This window comes from Streptomyces sp. NPDC127106 (genome assembly GCF_042677605.1).
In the GTDB taxonomy this organism is placed as follows: domain Bacteria; phylum Actinomycetota; class Actinomycetes; order Streptomycetales; family Streptomycetaceae; genus Streptomyces.
The window spans coordinates 36,338-53,163 of sequence record NZ_JBHXTC010000018.1; the positions used below are offsets into that span (position 1 = coordinate 36,338).

Annotated in this window: 15 protein-coding genes; 7 read left to right on the forward strand and 8 right to left on the reverse strand. The window is 74.1% G+C overall.

Annotated features, from left to right (window positions below; genetic code table 11):
- Positions 1–148: 148 nt before the first annotated feature.
- Positions 149–427: a hypothetical protein gene (locus ACFVGY_RS17470; protein ID WP_385677661.1), complete on the reverse strand. Its 279-nt coding sequence runs from the start codon at positions 425–427 to the stop codon at positions 149–151.
- Positions 428–440: 13 nt separating this feature from the next.
- A complete protein-coding gene (locus tag ACFVGY_RS17475; RefSeq protein ID WP_385677664.1) occupies positions 441–1,235 on the reverse strand; it encodes a PspA/IM30 family protein in 795 nt (264 codons plus the stop codon).
- 288 nt (positions 1,236–1,523) lie between these two features.
- On the opposite strand from ACFVGY_RS17475, the gene ACFVGY_RS17480 reads away from it, so the two are divergent.
- Together ACFVGY_RS17480 and ACFVGY_RS17485 are read left to right on the forward strand one after the other, a co-directional pair.
- Positions 1,524–2,132: a DUF3043 domain-containing protein gene (locus ACFVGY_RS17480; RefSeq protein WP_385677667.1), complete on the forward strand. Its 609-nt coding sequence runs from the start codon at positions 1,524–1,526 to the stop codon at positions 2,130–2,132.
- Positions 2,133–2,233: 101 nt separating this feature from the next.
- On the forward strand, positions 2,234–2,941 hold the full coding sequence (locus tag ACFVGY_RS17485) for a class I SAM-dependent methyltransferase (RefSeq protein WP_385677670.1): 708 nt from the start codon (positions 2,234–2,236) through the stop codon (positions 2,939–2,941).
- A gap of 144 nt (positions 2,942–3,085) precedes the next feature.
- Here the strand turns inward: ACFVGY_RS17485 and ACFVGY_RS17490 are convergent, their stop codons facing one another.
- The gene (locus tag ACFVGY_RS17490) at positions 3,086–3,298 is read right to left on the reverse strand and encodes a hypothetical protein (RefSeq protein ID WP_179172899.1); all 213 of its coding nucleotides are present in this window, start codon (positions 3,296–3,298) and stop codon (positions 3,086–3,088) included.
- 93 nt (positions 3,299–3,391) lie between these two features.
- On the opposite strand from ACFVGY_RS17490, the gene ACFVGY_RS17495 reads away from it, so the two are divergent.
- The 5 genes from ACFVGY_RS17495 (at position 3,392) to ACFVGY_RS17515 (ending at position 9,880) form a co-directional block, all read left to right on the forward strand.
- Complete coding sequence (locus ACFVGY_RS17495) at positions 3,392–4,606, forward strand: bifunctional adenosylcobinamide kinase/adenosylcobinamide-phosphate guanylyltransferase (RefSeq protein WP_385677673.1); 1,215 nt, start codon at positions 3,392–3,394, stop codon at positions 4,604–4,606.
- A gap of 216 nt (positions 4,607–4,822) precedes the next feature.
- A complete protein-coding gene (cobT, locus tag ACFVGY_RS17500) occupies positions 4,823–5,878 on the forward strand; it encodes a nicotinate-nucleotide--dimethylbenzimidazole phosphoribosyltransferase (RefSeq protein WP_385677858.1) in 1,056 nt (351 codons plus the stop codon).
- 84 nt (positions 5,879–5,962) lie between these two features.
- On the forward strand, positions 5,963–7,909 hold the full coding sequence (locus tag ACFVGY_RS17505) for a phosphatidylglycerol lysyltransferase domain-containing protein (RefSeq protein ID WP_385677676.1): 1,947 nt from the start codon (positions 5,963–5,965) through the stop codon (positions 7,907–7,909).
- Positions 7,906–8,598, forward strand: a complete 693-nt coding sequence (locus ACFVGY_RS17510; RefSeq protein WP_385677679.1) for a hypothetical protein — start codon at positions 7,906–7,908, stop codon at positions 8,596–8,598. The genes ACFVGY_RS17505 and ACFVGY_RS17510 overlap by 4 nt, the downstream gene beginning before the upstream one ends.
- 55 nt (positions 8,599–8,653) lie before the next feature.
- On the forward strand, positions 8,654–9,880 hold the full coding sequence (locus ACFVGY_RS17515; RefSeq protein ID WP_385677682.1) for a sensor histidine kinase: 1,227 nt from the start codon (positions 8,654–8,656) through the stop codon (positions 9,878–9,880).
- A gap of 67 nt (positions 9,881–9,947) precedes the next feature.
- On the opposite strand, the gene ACFVGY_RS17520 is transcribed toward ACFVGY_RS17515, so the two are convergent.
- The 5 genes from ACFVGY_RS17520 to ACFVGY_RS17540 all read right to left on the reverse strand — a co-directional run bounded on the left by ACFVGY_RS17520 (position 9,948) and on the right by ACFVGY_RS17540 (position 16,781).
- A complete protein-coding gene (locus tag ACFVGY_RS17520) occupies positions 9,948–10,757 on the reverse strand; it encodes an endo alpha-1,4 polygalactosaminidase (protein ID WP_385677861.1) in 810 nt (269 codons plus the stop codon).
- A 47-nt stretch (positions 10,758–10,804) separates the two neighbouring features.
- Entirely contained in the window at positions 10,805–11,452 is a 648-nt protein-coding gene (locus ACFVGY_RS17525; protein WP_385677685.1) for a spherulation-specific family 4 protein, read from the reverse strand.
- Between the two features lie 67 nt (positions 11,453–11,519).
- Positions 11,520–13,088: a hypothetical protein gene (locus ACFVGY_RS17530; RefSeq protein ID WP_385677688.1), complete on the reverse strand. Its 1,569-nt coding sequence runs from the start codon at positions 13,086–13,088 to the stop codon at positions 11,520–11,522.
- Entirely contained in the window at positions 13,085–14,644 is a 1,560-nt protein-coding gene (pelF, locus tag ACFVGY_RS17535; RefSeq protein ID WP_385677691.1) for a GT4 family glycosyltransferase PelF, read from the reverse strand. Before pelF ends, ACFVGY_RS17530 begins: the two co-directional genes overlap by 4 nt.
- A gap of 145 nt (positions 14,645–14,789) precedes the next feature.
- Positions 14,790–16,781, reverse strand: a complete 1,992-nt coding sequence (locus ACFVGY_RS17540) for a hypothetical protein (RefSeq protein ID WP_385677694.1) — start codon at positions 16,779–16,781, stop codon at positions 14,790–14,792.
- Positions 16,782–16,826: the final 45 nt, after the last annotated feature.

A 16,826-nucleotide genomic window follows, 5' to 3' on the forward strand; every position in this document is an offset into this window, starting at 1 on the left:
GCGGGGCGGCCCCCCACCCCCCCCCGCGCGGCGTGGCGCCCCGCCCCCCCCCCCACCCCCCCGCGCCCCGGGCCCCCCCCCCCCCCCCCCGCGCCGCCCGCCCCCCCCCCCCCCCCCGCCGCACTGACCTCGTGCCGCCGGGCCGGTGTCAGCCCGGGATGAGCCCGTCGTCGCTGAGCATCTCCCGGACCTCGGCGAGCGAGGCGTCGGGCGCGGGCAGGATCAGCTCGGACGGCTCCAGCGCATCGTCGGGCAGCGGCACCCCGAGCCGGCGCACGGCGTCGAGCAGCGCGTGCAGCGTGCGCCGGAAGCCCGCCTCGTCGCCGCCCTCCATCTCCTGCAGCAGCTCTTCGTCCAGCGCGTTGAGCTCCGCGAAGTGGCCGTCGGCCACCGTCACCTGGCCTTCCCCCATGATGCGGACAATCATGACGGGCCCCGTCCTACTGCTTGTCGAACCGGTGCTGGTTCTGCGACTGCTGGGCGTTGCCGGGGGTGCCGCCCTCGATGGCCTGCTGCTGCGCGGACGGACCGCCGGCCAGCTCCGCCTTCATCCGCTGGAGCTCCAGCTCCACGTCCGTACCGCCCGAGAGCCGGTCCAGCTCGGCCTGGATGTCGTCCTTGGCACCGAGACCGCTCTGGTCGTCGAGGGCGCCGGAGGCCAGCAGCTCGTCGATCGCGCCCGCACGGGCCTGCAGCTGGGCGGTCTTGTCCTCGGCCCGCTGGATGGCCACGCCGACGTCGCTCATCTCCTCGGAGATGCCGGAGAAGGACTCGGCGATCCGGGTCTGCGCCTGGGCGGCGGTGTAGGTGGCCTTGATGGTCTCCTTCTTCGTACGGAAGGCGTCCACCTTGGCCTGGAGGCGCTGCGCGGCCAGGGTCAGCTTCTCCTCCTCGCCCTGCAGCGTCTCGTGCTGCACTTGCAGGTCGCTGACCTGCTGCTGGAGCGAGGCACGGCGGGACAGCGCCTCGCGGGCCAGGTCCTCGCGGCCGAGCGCCAGCGCCTTGCGGCCCTGGTCCTCCAGCTTGGTGGACTGGGTCTGCAGCTGGTTGAGCTGCAACTCCAGGCGCTTGCGGGAGGTGGCGACGTCCGCGACGCCGCGCCGCACCTTCTGCAGCAGCTCCAGCTGCTTCTGGTACGAGTAGTCGAGGGTCTCGCGCGGGTCCTCGGCCCGGTCAAGGGCCTTGTTCGCCTTCGCGCGGAAGATCATCCCCATACGCTTCATGACACCGCTCATGGGCTTCGCGCGCCCCCTTCTGACGGACTTCGCTCCAGGTCACCAACAGAACCCACAGTACGGGCCCTGTCTCCATTACCGCACTGTTCGTGAACGGATGCGCTCCTCCTCGAGGACGACTGTGTACCCGCCCCTGTCAGGCGGAAGGAGGAGACGGTTCCCCGACGCACCCCTACGCACCCCCGACGTCCTCCGACGCCTCCGCACGAACCCTGCACAGGTCCAGACGCCCGCCGTTGCCGGATCGTTCCCCGCCGGGGTGGGGTACCGGAGCGCAACCACGTAGGCTTGGGTTTTGTGTTTGGTAGCCGCTCCTCCAAGGAAGAGAAGGCCGCCGCCACCGACAAGGTGAGCGCCGACCTCTCAAAGCCCCGTGACCCGCAGGCCCCCAAGGGCCGCCCGACGCCGAAGCGCGCCGTGGCCCAGTCGCAGCGCAAGGCTGTGGTGGTCTCCACCGGCAACCGCAAGGAGGATGCCCGGCGCGCCCGTGAGCGGCGCCGCGTGGAACTGGCCAAGCAGCGCGAGGCACTGGCCAGCGGCGACGAGCGCTACCTGCCCGCCCGTGACAAGGGCCCGGTGCGCCGCTTCGTCCGCGACTTCGTCGACTCCCGCTTCTCCGTCGCCGAGATGTTCCTCCCGCTGGCCGTGGTCATCCTGGTGCTGAGCATGATCCGGCAGCCGCAGATCCAGAACGCGGCCCTGCTGCTGTGGCTCGCCGTGATCGCCCTGATCATCCTCGACTCGGTCGCTCTGGGCTTCCGCCTGCGCAAGGCCCTGAACGAGCGCTTCGCCGACCAGCCGCGCCGCGGCGCCGTCGCGTACGGCCTGATGCGAACCCTCCAGATGCGCCGCCTGCGCCTGCCGAAGCCGCAGGTCAAGCGCGGGGAACGGCCCTGAGCGGAGACAGGCCCGGGGGGACGGGGGACGGATTCGCACAGGGCGCCAGGCTGTGGCTCGAAGGCCTGGGCGGCCTGCGCAACGCCGTCCGACAGGAACTCGTGGGCCGGCAGGTCGATGAGCAGATCGCGCAGCGCTTCCCGGTCGGGCAGCGGCTGCGCGTCCTGGACGTGGGCATGGGCCAGGGCACCCAGGCGCTGCGGCTCGCCCGCGCCGGGCACCGGGTGACCGGGCTGGAGCAGGACCCCGGGATGCTGGCCGTGGCCCGCGGGGCGCTGGAGGCAGAGCCCCCCGGCATCCAGGACCGGGTCGAGCTGCTGGAGGGGGACGGGCGCGAGACCGGCGCCCACTTCACCCCGGGCAGCTTCGACATCGTGCTGTGCCACGGCGTACTGATGTACGTGCCCGAGCCGGACGGGATGCTGGCCGGGCTGGCCCGGATGCTCGCCCCCGGCGGGCTGCTGTCCCTGCTGGTGCGCAACGGCGACGCGCTCGCGATGCGGCCCGGGCTGGACGGCGACTGGCCGGGCGCGCTGGCCGCCTTCGACTCCGTCGACTACACCAACCGACTGGGCGTGGAGGTACGGGCCGACCGGCTCTGCGACCTCACGTCCACGCTGTCCGGGATCGGCGCACCGCTGCACGCCTGGTACGGCGTACGCGTCTTCACCGACGGCACCGAGGCCAGCGGGACCCTGCCCCGGGACGAGGACCTGGAGCGGCTCCTGGCCGCCGAGGACCGCGCCGGGCGGACCGACCCCTACCGCGGTGTGGCGGCCCTGCTGCACCTGTGCGGCGTCCGCGGCTGACCCCCGCGCACCGCGCCCCGCACCGCGCCCCCTGCACCACCCCCGTACGGCCCCCGGCACGAGGAGGCCCCGGGCCCCTGCCGGGACCCGGGGCGCACCCGCCGCTCGCGCAGAGCACTCCTGCTCCTGCCGGGCCGGGCCGGGTCAGGCGTCCAGCGCCTCGCGCAGGCTCATCGCGTACAGCTCGGTACCGCTGTCGTCGGACAGCTTCACCCGCTCGGTACCGCCCTCCAGCAGTTCCTTCCAGTACTCACCGATCCAGGACTCCGCATCGCCCTGCGTGGTGAACTCCTCCGGGGTGACCGCAGGGGTCGTCTCGCTGCCGTCGGCCGTCTCGAACCGCCACGTCCACGCCATGTCCGCCTCCGTTGCTCGTCCGCTGCTCGCCTTGAGTCTGCCCGCAGAGTAGCCGGGCGCGCACCACTCCCGGCGACGCGGGAGGATCTTCTTGTGGAACTCACTCTGCTCGGCACCGGAACACCCGAAGGACTGCCCCGCCCCGGCTGTCCCTGCGCGGCCTGCGCGGTCTCCGTCGGCCCCCGGGCGCGCGCCGCGACGTCCCTGCTCGTCGACGGGGCCCTGCTACTCGACCTGACCCCCGGGGCGGTCCTGGCCGGGGCCCGCGCCGGGCACTCGCTGGCCGGCGTACGGCAGGTCCTGCTGACCCACCCGCACGACGGGCCCTCGGTGGAGCTGCCGCCCGGGCTGCCCGCGGCCGTCCGGGTCCCCGACGGGCGGGAGCTCGCGGTGATCAGCGGCCACCGGGTGCGGGCGGTGCCGATGGACGCGCCGGGCACCGGGTACGAGGTGACGGGCCCGGACGGCGCCCGGCTGCTGTACCTGCCGCCGGGCGCGGCGCCGGCCGGGCAGGAACCGGGCGGGCCCGGGTTCCCGCAGCGCCCGTACGACATGGTCCTCGCGGACGTGCTGGGCCGGCCGGAGGCGCTGGCCCGGCTCCGGGCCACCGGCGCGGCCGGGCCCACGACGGACGTGATCGCCGTGCACCTGGACCACGACACCCCGCCGGGGCGCGAGCTGGAGCGGCGGTGCGCGGCGGCCGGGGCGCGCGCGGTGCCGGACGGGACGACGGTGACCGTGGGCGAGTACCACGCGGTGCCGGACCTGCCGCGTCGGACGCTGGTGCTGGGCGGCGCCCGCTCCGGGAAGTCCGTGGAGGCGGAGCGGCGGCTGGCGGGCTTCCCGGAGGTGGTCTACGTGGCCACCTCGGGGACCCGCGAGGGCGACCCGGAGTGGGCGGCCCGGGTCGGGTTGCACCGGGAGCGCCGGCCCGGGACCTGGCGGACGGTGGAAACCTGCGAGCTGGCGCCGCTGCTGACGGAGGGCGGGCCGCCGCTGCTGATCGACTGCCTGGCACTGTGGCTGACGGACGCCATGGACCGGGCGGGCGCCTGGGACGACGCCGTCTGGGCGGGCCGGGGCCGCAAGGAGCTGCAGGAGCGGGTGGCGGAGCTGGTGGCGGCCCTGCGGGCGACCCGCCGCACGGTGGTGGCCGTCAGCAACGAGGTCGGGTCGGGGATCGTCCCCGCGACGGCTTCGGGCCGCCGCTTCCGCGACGAGCTCGGGCGACTGAACAGCGCGGTGGCCGCCGAGTGCGAGCACGTGCTGCTGGTGGTCGCCGGGCAGGCCCTGGTCCTGAAGGACTGACTCCGGACCCCGCGGCGGCCGGGCCCGCCGGGGCCCCGGGACGGCGCGGGCGCAACCGACGGCGGGACCGCGCGCCGGGCCGGGAAGGGAACCGCCGCACCGCTCGGAACGGGTCCGGGACCGGACCGCGCGAGGCCGGGAACGGGCTGCGCGCGAGGGCCGGGAACGGGGCTTGGGCAGGGCCTTACCGGCTGTACCCTCTGGCAGATGACCACCCTGAATCTCGACGACTTCTCCGATCTGATCGAGCGCCCCGACGGCGGCGTCCGCCGCGACGCCGAGGAACGCCGTGCGCGGCTGGCCGTGCCGACCGGGGCGCTGGGGCGGCTCGACGAGCTCGCCGAGTGGCTGGCTGCCGCGCAGGGGCGGGTTCCGGTCGAGCCGATCGAGCGGCCCCGGGTCGTGCTGTTCGCAGCCGACCACGGGATCGCCGCCGCCGGGGTCTCCGCGCGGGCCGCCGGCAGCGCCCACGAGCTGGTGCGCTCCGTACTCGACGGGGCGGGACCGGTGTCGATCCTCGCCGGGCGGTTCGGGGCCTCGGTGCGGATCGTGGACGCCGGACTGGACTGCGAGCCCGGCCTGCTGCCCGAGGACGTGGTCCGGACCCGCGTCCGCCGCGGCAGCGGCCGGATCGACGTCGAGGACGCCCTCACCCGCGAGGAGGCCGAGGAGGCCGTCCGGCTCGGCATGCGGATCGCCGACGAGGAGGCCGACTCCGGCACCGACCTCGTCGTCCTCGGGGACCTGAGCGTGGGCGGCACCACCGTCGCCGCCGTGCTCATCGCCGCGCTGTGCGGCACCGACGCCTCGGTGGTCACCGGGCGCGGCGGGCAGCCCATCGACGACCTGACCTGGATGCGCAAGTGCGCGGCCATCCGGGACGCGCTGCGCCGCGCCCGCCCGGTCCTCGGCGACCAGGTGGCGCTGCTCGCGGCGGTCGGCGGGGCGGACGTCGCCGCGATCACCGGCTTCCTGCTCCAGTGCGCGGTACGCCGTACGCCGGTCATCCTCGACGGGGTCGTCTCGGCGGCCTGCGGACTGGTGGCCCAGCGGGCCGCGTTCCGCTCCCCGGACTGGTGGCTGGCCGGCCAGGCGAGCGGCGAACCCGGCCAGGCCAAGGCCCTGGACCGGATGGCACTCAACCCCGTGCTCTCCCACGGCGTCACCGTAGGGGAAGGAACCGGGGCATTGCTGGCGCTTCCCCTGGTCCAGGCGGCCGCCGCACTCGCGGCGGAACTGCCGGAGCGGGCCGAGCCGGAGCCGAAGGACTGAACCACCGGGAGCCGCGGCCACATCCGGCCACGGCTCCCCGGCCGGACCAGCCGTGGTCGGCGGCGCCCCATATGATCGAGTTTCATGGGAGAGGCCCGCTTGACCAGCGCAGATATTGACCCGAAGGCCGCGAAGGCCGCGAAGGCCGCACAGGCCCCGCAGCCCCGACAGGCCCAACAGTCCGCACAGGCCCAACAGCCCGCGAAGACGGGGCAGCCCCCCGGCCGGGAGGCCGCGAAGGACAGTGCGAAGGACGACGGCGGCGGCCGCGGATCCGTCCGCTCCCGCCGCAGCGCCGCCTTCGCGGTCTGGTACCTGCGCGCCGTCACCTTCGTGAACTTCCTCAGCGCGGTGTGGGTTTCGCTCGGCCAGGACCTGCGCCGGCACAACACCGAGGACTTCTACACCCCGTACCTGCTCACGGCGGGCTTCGCGTCCGGCCTGTTCTCGCTGCTGCTCGCCGTCACCATGGGCCGGCGCAAGCGGGCCGCGTGGATCCTGAACCTGGTCCTGGCCGGACTGCTCCTGCTGGCGTTCGCCGTCGCCGCCTTCGCCCCGTGCACCGGCGGTGAACTCGACGTCTGCTACCCGGAGTTCCGCGACCACACCCAGAACTGGGTCTCGCTCCTCCTGACCGCGGCGTTCGTCGTCGCCCTGCTGCTGGGCCGCCAGGAGTTCTACGCCAAGGGCGACCGCTCCAACCCCAAGCTGGCCACCGCCGTCGCCGCCGTCGGCCTGCTGGTCACCTCGCTGCTCGCCGCGCTGATCGTCGGCGCCGCCAACACCGACCCGGACGCCTCGCAGGCCACGTTCCTCGCCCGCTGGCGCTACGGCGCGATGCGGCTGATCACCCTGGACCCCGACGCCCGCGACTACGCAGCCATCACCACCCCCGCCTGGGTGGACGTCGTCATCAATGTCATGTCGATGGTGCTGCTGCTCGCGGTGCTGCTCGCCGCGTTCCGCTCCCGCCGGGCCGTGGACCCGCTCACCGAGGAGGACGAGGAGAAGCTGCGCGCGCTGCTGGCCAAGCAGGGCGACCGCGACTCCCTCGGCTACTTCGCGCTGCGCCGCGAGAAGTCCGTCATCTGGTCCCCCACCGGCAAGGCGGCCGTCACCTACCGCGTCGTCGGCGGCGTCTCCCTCGCCTCCGGCGACCCGATCGGCGACCCCGAGGCCTGGCCCGGCGCCATCGACCCGTGGTTGGCCGAAGCCCGCGAGCACGGCTGGGTACCCGCGGTGATGGGCGCCAGCGAGGAGGCCGGGCAGATCTACGCCCGGCACGGCCTGGACGCCCTGGAGCTGGGCGACGAGGCGATCGTGGAGACCGCCGAGTTCACCCTGGAGGGCCGCGCCATGCGGACCGTCCGGCAGGCGTTCAACCGGGTCAAGCGGGCCGGCTACAGCGTCCGCATCCGCCGGCACGCTGACATCCCCGCCGAGGAGATGGCCGAGCTGGTGCGCCGCGCCGACGACTGGCGGGACGGCGCCACCGAGCGCGGCTTCTCCATGGCGCTGGGCCGCCTCGGCGACCCGGCCGACGGCCAGTGCGTCATGCTGGAGTGCACCGACGGCAACGGAGACCTGCGGGCGCTGCTGTCCTTCGTGCCGTGGGGCCCCAAGGGCCTGTCGCTGGACCTGATGCGCCGTGACCGCGACTCCGAGAACGGTCTGATGGAGTTCATGGTCATCGAACTCCTGGAGCGCTCGAAGGAGATCGGTGTCACACAGGTCTCGCTCAACTTCGCGATGTTCCGGTCGGTCTTCGAACGGGGGTCCAAGCTGGGTGCGGGTCCGGTGCTGCGCATGTGGCGCTCGATGCTGAGCTTCTTCTCCCGCTGGTGGCAGATCGAGTCCCTCTACCGGGCCAACGCCAAATACCGGCCGATCTGGGAGCCGCGGTTCATGCTCTTCGAGAAGAGCTCCGACCTGCTGCGGATCGGCATCGCCGCGGGCCGGGCCGAGGGCTTCCTGGAGGCTCCAGGGCTGCCGAAGTGGCTCAACCGCAAACACCTGGAGACCAATCGTTGACAGCGTGGACGACGACCCCACTGCGGCGGTTCGCCCGCCGTGAGTGGGGGCCCCTGTTCGGGACCGTCCGGGAGGCCCTCGTCCGCGACCGCTGGCGGGCCGTCCCGATGACCCTGGGGGCCGTCTGTCTCACCTCGCTGTTCCAGATCGTGCAGAACACGTCCGGGGGGTTCCGGCCCGTCCAGAACCTCGGGTCGGTGAGGGCCGCCGACCCCTTCTGGCTGGCCCTGCTGCGGACCCCGCTGTCCCTGTTCGTCCCCGCGCTCGACCTGCCCGTGTGGGGGGCCCTCGCCCAGATCCTGCTGGTGTTCGGGATCGCGGAGATCTGCGTCGGCTGGTGGCGCACCCTGGCCATCGGCTACGTCGCCACCCTCGCCGGGACCACGTACGCCCGGCTCGGGCTCGCGCTGGGGCCCGAGCATCCGCTCGGCCTGCCGGTGTCCGACCGGGTCCTCAACGACACCGGCCCGTCGGCGGCGGTCGTCGGCCTCGCCCTCTACCTGTGCTGGCGCTACCGGGCCCAGCTGACGGGCGCCCTGGTGATCGCCGCCATGATCGGCGAGGTGCTGGTCAAGGACAACCTTGCCGGCAAGGAGCACCTCGCGGCCCTCGCCGCCGTCCTCGGCCTGTGCGTCGCCCTCGCCGCGCGGGCGTCCGCGGCCCCGCGGCCGCACCGCACGCACCGCTGACCCCGTTCCCCGCCCGCCGGACCGCCCCGACCGGAGCAGGCCGTACCGTATCGGGGTGACGACAGACCTCGGGCCGTTCACCGCCACCCGGACGTGGCTGCGGGCCCATCCGCTGGCCACCGACGCCGTCCTCGCGCTCGGGGCGCTCGTCGCGATGGTCCTCGGCTCCTTCGTCGACCCGCGCGGCCCGCACGGGCCGACCTTCGGCACCCGCACCCCCGACCCGTTCTCGCTGGTGCTGATGCTGCTGGCTGCGGCGGCCCTGGTCTTCCGGCGGCTGCGCACCCGCGCCGTGCTCGCCGCGACCATCGGGCTGTCCGTGGTGGAGCTCGCCACCGGCGAGCCCCGGGCACCCGTCGCCATGGCCGCCGTGATCGCCCTGTACACGCTGGCCTCCCGCACCGACCGGCCCACGACCTGGCGGATCGGCCTGCTCACCATGGCGGGCCTGACGGGCGTGGCCATGCTGGCCGCGGGCCCGCTGCCCTGGTACTCGCAGGAGAACATCGGCGTCTTCGCCTGGACCGGGATGGCCGCGGCCGCCGGCGACGCGGTCCGCAGCCGGCGCGCCTTCGTCGACGCCATCCGGGAGCGGGCCGAGCGGGCCGAGCGGACCCGCGAGGAAGAGGCCCGGCGGCGGGTCGCCGAGGAGCGGCTGCGGATCGCCCGCGACCTGCACGACGTGGTCGCCCACCACATAGCCCTGGTCAACGTCCAGGCCGGGGTGGCCGCGCACGTCATGGACAAGCGTCCCGACCAGGCCAAGGAGGCCCTGGCCCACGTACGGGACGCCAGCCGCTCGGCACTGAACGAGCTGCGGGCCACGGTCGGCCTGCTGCGCCAGTCCGGCGATCCGGAGGCGCCGACCGAGCCGGCCCCGGGGTTGGCCCGGCTCGACGAGCTGGTGGACACCTTCCGGCACGCCGGGTTGCCGGTGAAGGTGATGGTGGAGCTGGACGGGGACGGCGGGCCGCTGCCGGCAGCCGTGGACCTGGCGGCGTACCGGGTGATCCAGGAGGCGCTGACCAACGTGCGCAAGCACGCGGGCCCGGGCGCCAGCGCCGAGGTCAGCGTCGTCCGGGTCGGCGCCTCCACCGAGGTCACGGTCCTCGACGACGGCGGTGGCCGCCCGGAGCCCGCGGCCGCGGCGGCGACCGCCCCGGGCGGCGGGCACGGGCTGCTCGGAATGCGGGAGCGGGCCGGCGCCCTGGGCGGCTCCTGCTTCGCCGGGCCCCGCTACGGCGGCGGCTACCGGGTCCACGTCATCCTGCCCGTCACATGACGCGAAGTCACGAGGAGTCACGAGGAGTCACGAGGAGTCACGAGAAGTGACGTGACGCGACCGGGGCTCAGCAGGTCTTGCGCCAGGGCCCCAGCTCGTACTCCTTCTGCAGGGAGCTGAGCTTCAGCTTGCGCGCGAGGCCGCAGAACCGGCTCGTCGGAAGCTCGTACTCGACGTGGAAGACGGCCTTCCCCGCCTTGATGAACGGGACCAGCTCCTCGCACTCCTCGTACTGGGCGCACTGCTCGTTGACCGCGAAGTCGAAGTCGCCCACCAGCTGCGGGATCTGCTCCAGGTCGTTCTTCAACCCGACCGCGAGCCCCCGGTCGTGGGCGAGCCGCGCGATCAGCCGGTTGTAGAGCAGCTGGTCCTCGGCGGTCAGCGGGAAGCCGGAATCGTTGGTGTAACCGTCCATGTTGTCCGGCTCCACCGCGTCGAAGCCCTTGTCGCGGCACATGTCGAACCGCTTGGCCATCAGCGGCTCCAGCTCGGCGCGGCGCCGGATGTCCAGCCAGCGCTCGCCCTCCCAGCCGTTGCCCTTGCCGAGGAGCTCCGCGGGGAAGGCCGCCGCGTCGGGTCGGAAGTCCTCCCAGGCGCCGGTGGAGACGTAGCAGATGGTCCGGCGCCCGGCCTTCTTCAGCGTCTCCACCTGCTCCGCGGTCGTGGTGAAGCCGTCGACGTCGTACACGGGCGCCTTCACGGAGGTGTCGAGCTTCCCGCTGAGCTGCCACTGCCAGCCGGTGCCGGGCCGCGGTTGCCAGCGCCCCTCCGGCGCGGGGGCGAGGCCCGGGTCCGGTTCGCCGCCGTCCGGTCCGGCGGTGCAGGCCGCCAGGAGCAGCAGCGGTACGAGCAGCAGCGCCGCCCCGCGCCGCCGCAGCGGCGGCCGCTCGGGCGCCGGGCTCGCCGACCGCGCCGCCCGGGGGGTCACCGGGCGTCCCGGAGCGCGTGCGGGAGGGTGCCCCAGGGGTGCGCACCGGTGCCGGGCACCGCGCAGTGCACCGCGGCCCGGCGCTGCCGGGCGAGCTCGGCGGCGGGGGCGCCCGGCGGGACGGCGTACACGAGGTGGCAGAACCGGCCGGCGGGGTGGTCGGCGGTCCAGGGGGGCACGGCCGCTTCCCGGTAGGCGTCCCACGGCCCTTCGAAGGTGACGAGCAGGTCCGCGAGTTCGGCGTAGCCGGGGTCCGGGTGGATGCCGTGGTTGAGGACGAGCGTGCGGGCGCCCGCGGCCCGGGCCGCGATGGCGAGCCGGCCGTAGTGGCCGAGCAGCGCCGGGTCGGGGGCGGCCTGGTCGAGGAAGGCCCCGTCGGCGCCGTACCAGTCGCGGTGGCGGAGCAGGTCCCGCACGACGTCGGCGTGGGGGCGGCGCCCGTAGTCGGTGTCGGTGTAGCCGAGGACGGGCACGCCGGCGTCGCGCAGCCGCTCGGCGACGACGGCGAACCGTGCGTCGCGGGCCTCGCCCGGCCCGCTGGCCGGGTTGAGGACCACCGAGTGCAGCCGACCCGCGCCGCGGATCAGCAGCTCCCAGTCGTCGGGCCGGTCGTCCGGGTGCTCGTAGAGCGGCACCAGCAGCATGAGGTCCTTCTTCTCAGACGGGTCACAAGGGGTCGTACGGGGGTCTCGGTCGGTACCGGCGGCACCGTCAGCGGTGCGCCGTTGCCCGGCCGAGGAACAGGCAGACCAGGGTGGCGAGCGCGGCCGCTGCCGTCCCCGCCACCACCAGCTGCACCAGCCGCGGCTGCCCCACCCCCAACAGCAGGGCCAGGCTCTGCGCGACGGCCGCCGAGGCGCAGACGGCGGCGGCGGCGCGGACCGCCCCGAAGGACTGCAGCAGCAGCCCGGCCCACATCACGCCGCCGAGCAGGAGCAGCGTCGCGACCCGGACCCCGGTCATGCCCGGCGCGCCCGGCCAGAACAGGGTTCCCACTACGCCGAGGACCAGCAGCACCGCCAGGTACACGGCCATGCAGCGGGCCAGCGTGCCCAGCATCCGCAGCCGGAACTGCCGGGGCGAGCGAGCCGCCCGCAGCCCGGCGAGGCTGCCGCTGCGGAACCGGTGGAGCAGCCACTCGGCGGGGCCCATGCTGAGCGTCAGCGCCACCGCGGAGGGTGCGGCAACCGCCTCGGCCGGGCCTCCGGCGAGTACCTCGCCCAGGGCTGCGTACAGCACCAGCAGGCCGGTGCCGAGGCCGAAGACCCCGTACGGCACGGAGTCGCCGAGCCGCGGCCCGCGCGGCCCGTACTCCTCCTCGGCGCCGCGCAGCATCCGCCAGCGCACCGGACCGCCCGGGCCGCCCGTCACCCGGCCGTGGCCCCACCCCGGGCGGTGTTCCGACCAGCCGCGGATCCGGCGCACGGCCGCCCGTACGCCGGAGGCCAACGGCAGCTCGCGGAGCGCGAGCGTGCAGGCGGCCAGCAGGGAGACCCCGAGCAGGCCGACCCGCAGGGGCACGGGCAGGTCGGTGAAGAGCGCGAGGACGGACCCGGCGGCCATCGGCGCGAGCGCGGCGACGAGCAGCCGCTCCCGGCCCAGGACCAGCAGGACGGTGGCGGCCCCGACGTACACGGCCTGCCCGGCGGCGAAGGCGTAGCTGAACGGCGGCCCGCCGGGGACGGTGAGCGCGGCGGCGATGCCGAGCAGGGCCCCGGTGGGGGCGCCGACCAGCAGGGTCCGCCCGGCGGCGGCCCGGTCGCCCAGGCCCAGCCAGGAGTAGGCGCGGTGGGACAGGGTCTGGTCCCACACCCAGCCGATGAGGGCCCCGGCGAGCAGGGTGAGCGTTCCTGCGGGCAGGCCGAGCCGGTCCGGCGGGCCCTCCAGCAGGGGTGCGCCCAGGACGTAGGCGAGGCCGGGCAGGGCGAAGATCACCCCGCGGAGCAGGCAGGCGGCGAGGGACACCTTCCAGGGGTCGGTGTGGTCCTGCGGCTCGGGGAAGGCGCGCGGCACCCGCGCGTACAGTTCCTCGGCGAGGTCGAAGGAGTCCCGGCGCCCGTAGGTGAGCCGGATGTGCTCGTCGGTCATCCCGTCGGACTCCAGGATGGCGGCGACCTCGTCGGGGTGGACGGCCGCCGCGATGAACCCGTCGAGGCGCTCGGCGAGTTCGTCCATGGGGTCGGCGGCGGGGGCCCCGGTCCCCGCCGCGGTGCGGCGGGGGCGCGGGAGGGCGGGCAGGGTGTCGCCGCCGGGGACGCGCAGCCAGAGGGATCCGCTCACCACGGGCTCCCGTCGGCCGCGAGCTCCCGGTACCAGGGGTCGCCGAGCCGCTGCGTCCAGTCGTCGCCCTCGTGGACGGGGAGGACGGGCTGGCCGGCGAGTTCGCGGTAGATGTGGCGGAAGCCGTCCACGGACTGGTGGAGGGTGAACTTCTCGACGACCCGTTTGCGGGAGAGCCGGCCCAGCTCGGCGCGGCGTTCGTCGTCGCGGAGCAGGGCGAGGGCGGCGCGGGCCATGGTCTCGGGTTCGCGCGGCGGGACGACGAGGCCGGTGTCGCCGACGGCCTCGCGGACGCCGCCGACGTCGGTGGAGACGGTGGTCCGCCCGCAGGACATGGCCTCGATGATGCTGAAGGGGAAGCCCTCGCTGATGCTGGACAGCATCACGATGCTGCCGGCGGCGTACGCCTTGGCGACCTCCGCGATCCGGCCCTCGTAGGTGATCCCGTCCCCGACGCCGAGTTCGGCGGCGAGCTTCTCCAGGCGGAGCTTGTAGTCCTCGCAGCCGGCCGGGACCGGGCCGAACAGGCGCAGCCGCAGGGCGGGCAGCTCGGCGCGCATGAACGCGTAGGCGCGGACGAGGGTTTCGAGGTCCTTGATCGGGTCGATGCGGCCGCACCAACTGAGGGTGGGCACCTCGGGTTCGGGGCCGGCCTCGGGAAAGGCGTACGGGTCGACGCCGTTGTAGACGGTGCGGATCCGGTCGGAGGCGGCGCCGCCGCGCTCCTCCCAGCGGCGGTTGTACTGGTTGCAGGGGGTGATTAGGTCGGCTTGCCGGTACCCCTCGGTGTTGAGCTCGCGGTAGAAGCCGAGGACGAGGGCCTTGACGGGCCATCGTTCGGCCGCGCTGCGGTAGCCGAGGTACCGCTCGCGCAGGTAGATGCCGTGCTCGGTGAGCAGGAACGGCACCCCGTCGAGGTACTTGGCGGCGAGCGCGGGCAGGGTGGCGAGGCCGCTGCTGACGGCGTGGGCGACGCTGTCGGGCGGGATCCGCACGGACAGCGGGCGCAGCGCGTGCTCCAGCAGGTCGGTGGCGGTGAGCGCGTCGTGGACGGTGGGCGCGGCGGCGGCCGTGGCCAGGCCCGGCCGGGTCCACACGGCCATCAGCAGGCGCAGGACCGTTTCGGAACGCAGGGCGGGGGCGAGCCTGCCGGAGCGGGCGAGGACGGCGAGCTCGCGCAGGGCTCCGGAGAACCCGCTGCGGCCGGGGGCGCCGGCACCCGTGGCGCCGGCCGGGTCGGGCCCGAGGAGGGAGAGGAGGAAGGCCTCGTAGGTCTCGGTGAAGCGGCGGAGCGCCTTGCCGCGCAGGGCCGGTCCGCGGCTGCGGCTGCGGCTGCGGCCGGGGACGGGTCCCCACAGGGGGACGGCGGTGTGCCGGTACACGTTGCGCGGCAGCTCCCAGGTGACCGGCTCGCGGCCGGTACCGGTCAGGGCTATGACGTTGAAGTCGACCTCCGGCATGCCCCGGACCAGCTGGTCGCACCAGGTGCTGACTCCCCCGTGGACGTGTGGATAGGTGCCTTCGGTGAGCATGGTGACATGGCGCCCATGGCTCATTGCGGTATGTCCCCCCGGACTGTGTTTTCTTGAGGCTCGGTTCGCCTCCGGGAGCCCTTCGGCCCCTTCGGCTCACTCGCGCAGGACTGCGGCCGAGCGGGGGTCGGGGCCCGCTCGGCCGGACGGAAAGGAGATGTGTTCCGGGTCAGCCGGTCAGCTTGAGCGTGACGGCCGACTGGAGGAGCTCGGGGCCGGTCCAGCCCGAGCGGTTCCCTGCGTAGGCGGCGCCGAAGTCGCTCGTGCCCAGCAGGAGTTGCTTCTTGGTGCCGTTCGGGGCGGTGATCGGGGCGAGGACCCCGGAGGGGGCCTTCACGGTGACGGTGGTGCCGATCCGGTACGCGGTGACCCGGCCCGCGGCGAGCGCCTTGTCCCAGGCTGCGCGGCGGCCGAGTTCGATGCCGATCTCCTTCATGCTCTGGTTCACGATCGGCGCGTTGGGCGCGTAGAGGGTGCGGTAGGTGTCGAGGACGCGGTCCAGTACGGGGTAGAGGGTGCGGTCCTCGGCCAGGTTGGATTGGTGGACGTAGTGCGGGCGCGGGTCGTTGGCCAGGACGTGCCGCAGGGCGGTGCGGGCCTCGGCGGGCACGATGTGCTCGAGGTAGCCGGTGGCGGTGTCGAGGGGGGCGGGCAGGCAGGTGGAGGTCGCCGGGTTGTCCTCGCAGATGCCGCTGCCGCCGTGGGCGCGGCTGGTGTAGATCCAGTTGTACTCGTCGGCCATCTCCGCGTTGGTGCCCGTGTTGTAGTACACGTTCATCGGGTGGCGGGGGACGGTCTGGGCGGAGCCGACCGGACGCTGCGCGGGCTCGCGCGAGTTGTCGCTGCCGACCCACTTGACCCCGTTGTCGGCGAGCGCGCCCGGGAGGTTGGGGTTGTCCTGGCCCTGCTGCGGGAGGGTCTTGAGGCCGGAGTGCTCGCCGGTGACGAGCTCGGTGCGGTCCAGGGCGATGCCCTTGGACGCGGCCCAGTTGACGTTGTCGCGGATCTGGGCGGAGATCTCGGCGCGGCTCATCCAGGTGACGGCGCCGCTCGCGTCCTTGGCGCACGTCCACGGCACGGTGCTGGTGTCCTGGGTGCAGCCGAGGAACGGGTGGGTGTAGGTGTGGTTGAGCCAGCGGTACTTGGCCCGGTCGGCGACGAGTTGCGCGGTGAGGGCGTCGGTGCCCCCGTTCTCCGCCTTCCACTCCTCGCCGGCCCCGCCGTTGAAGAGCATGTCGAGCTTGAAGTTCTTGCTCTGCTGCCACTGCGCCGCGTACTGGGCGTCGGCGGCGGTCATCCGGATGGTGCTCTCCTTGCCCTCGCCGCCCGCGCAGGCGTAGTCGCCGGGGGTGCAGTTGAGCTCCTTGTTCCAGCGGGCGTCCGGGGCGAAGACGTCGTCGACGTGGACCGCGAAGTAGCTGCGGCTCTGGCCGAGGTGGACGCCCTGGGTCAGCCAGTCGACGATGCCGCGGGCGAGCAGCCGGAACTGCTGCTGGTACTGGTTGTAGCCGAAGGTGACGACCAGTTCGCTGCGGCCGTCGTGGGTGTACTCGCCCACCAGCGAGGCCCGCCCCGAGCCGACGGGTGCGTCGACGTAACTGGTGTAGCCCGCCCGGGGCTTGCCCATGAAGCCGTAGCTCTCGGGGATCAGGGCGGAGTTGTCCTCGAAGGAGACCTGACCGCCGAGGTAGGCGAAGGGACCGGCCGTGCCGGCCGCGGTGACGGCCGCCTGCGTGCCGTCGAGCTGTCCGCTGTAGCCGCCGTTGTCGGTGTACTCCAGGCCCACGCCCGGGTGCGCCCAGGTGTAGGCGTCGACCTGACGGATCCCGTACGCGGTCTCGTACGCGGCCAGCGCGGCCATCTCGGCCGAGCCTTCCCCGAACGGGTTCTCGTTCGGCAGCACGACGCCCTGGTACTTCGCGCGCGGCCGGCCGTCGACCGTGTCGCTGAGGAACGCGGCGTCGATCACCGGGCGGCTGCTGCTGCCCAGCTGAACGCGGGTGTAGGGAACCCCGGTGTCGCGGAGCTCGGCGGTGATCGCCTCTACCGAGCTGCCGCCGTCGTCGACGACGAGGACTTTCAGGTCGATGCGCGGTGCGACGGCCGCCGCCTGGGCGGACGCGCCGGGCAATGCCACGGATACCAGTGCTGCGACGGCCATTGCGGCTGCAACCCTGTTCATCCGGTTTTTGTTGACCATTTCGGC

Excerpts from the sequence above, each read along its gene's own strand:
- ACFVGY_RS17470 (WP_385677661.1), bottom strand. The coding sequence starts at position 427 with ATGATTGTCCGCATCATGGGGGAAGGCCAGGTGACGGTGGCCGACGGC.
- ACFVGY_RS17525 (WP_385677685.1), bottom strand. The coding sequence starts at position 11,452 with ATGCTGCTGGTGCCGCTCTACGAGCACCCGGACGACCGGCCCGACGAC.
- ACFVGY_RS17490 (WP_179172899.1), bottom strand. The coding sequence starts at position 3,298 with ATGGCGTGGACGTGGCGGTTCGAGACGGCCGACGGCAGCGAGACGACC.
- ACFVGY_RS17475 (WP_385677664.1), bottom strand. The coding sequence starts at position 1,235 with ATGAGCGGTGTCATGAAGCGTATGGGGATGATCTTCCGCGCGAAGGCG.
- pelF (WP_385677691.1), bottom strand. The coding sequence starts at position 14,644 with ATGAGCCATGGGCGCCATGTCACCATGCTCACCGAAGGCACCTATCCA.
- ACFVGY_RS17505 (WP_385677676.1), top strand. The coding sequence starts at position 5,963 with ATGGGAGAGGCCCGCTTGACCAGCGCAGATATTGACCCGAAGGCCGCG.
- ACFVGY_RS17540 (WP_385677694.1), bottom strand. The coding sequence starts at position 16,781 with ATGGCCGTCGCAGCACTGGTATCCGTGGCATTGCCCGGCGCGTCCGCC.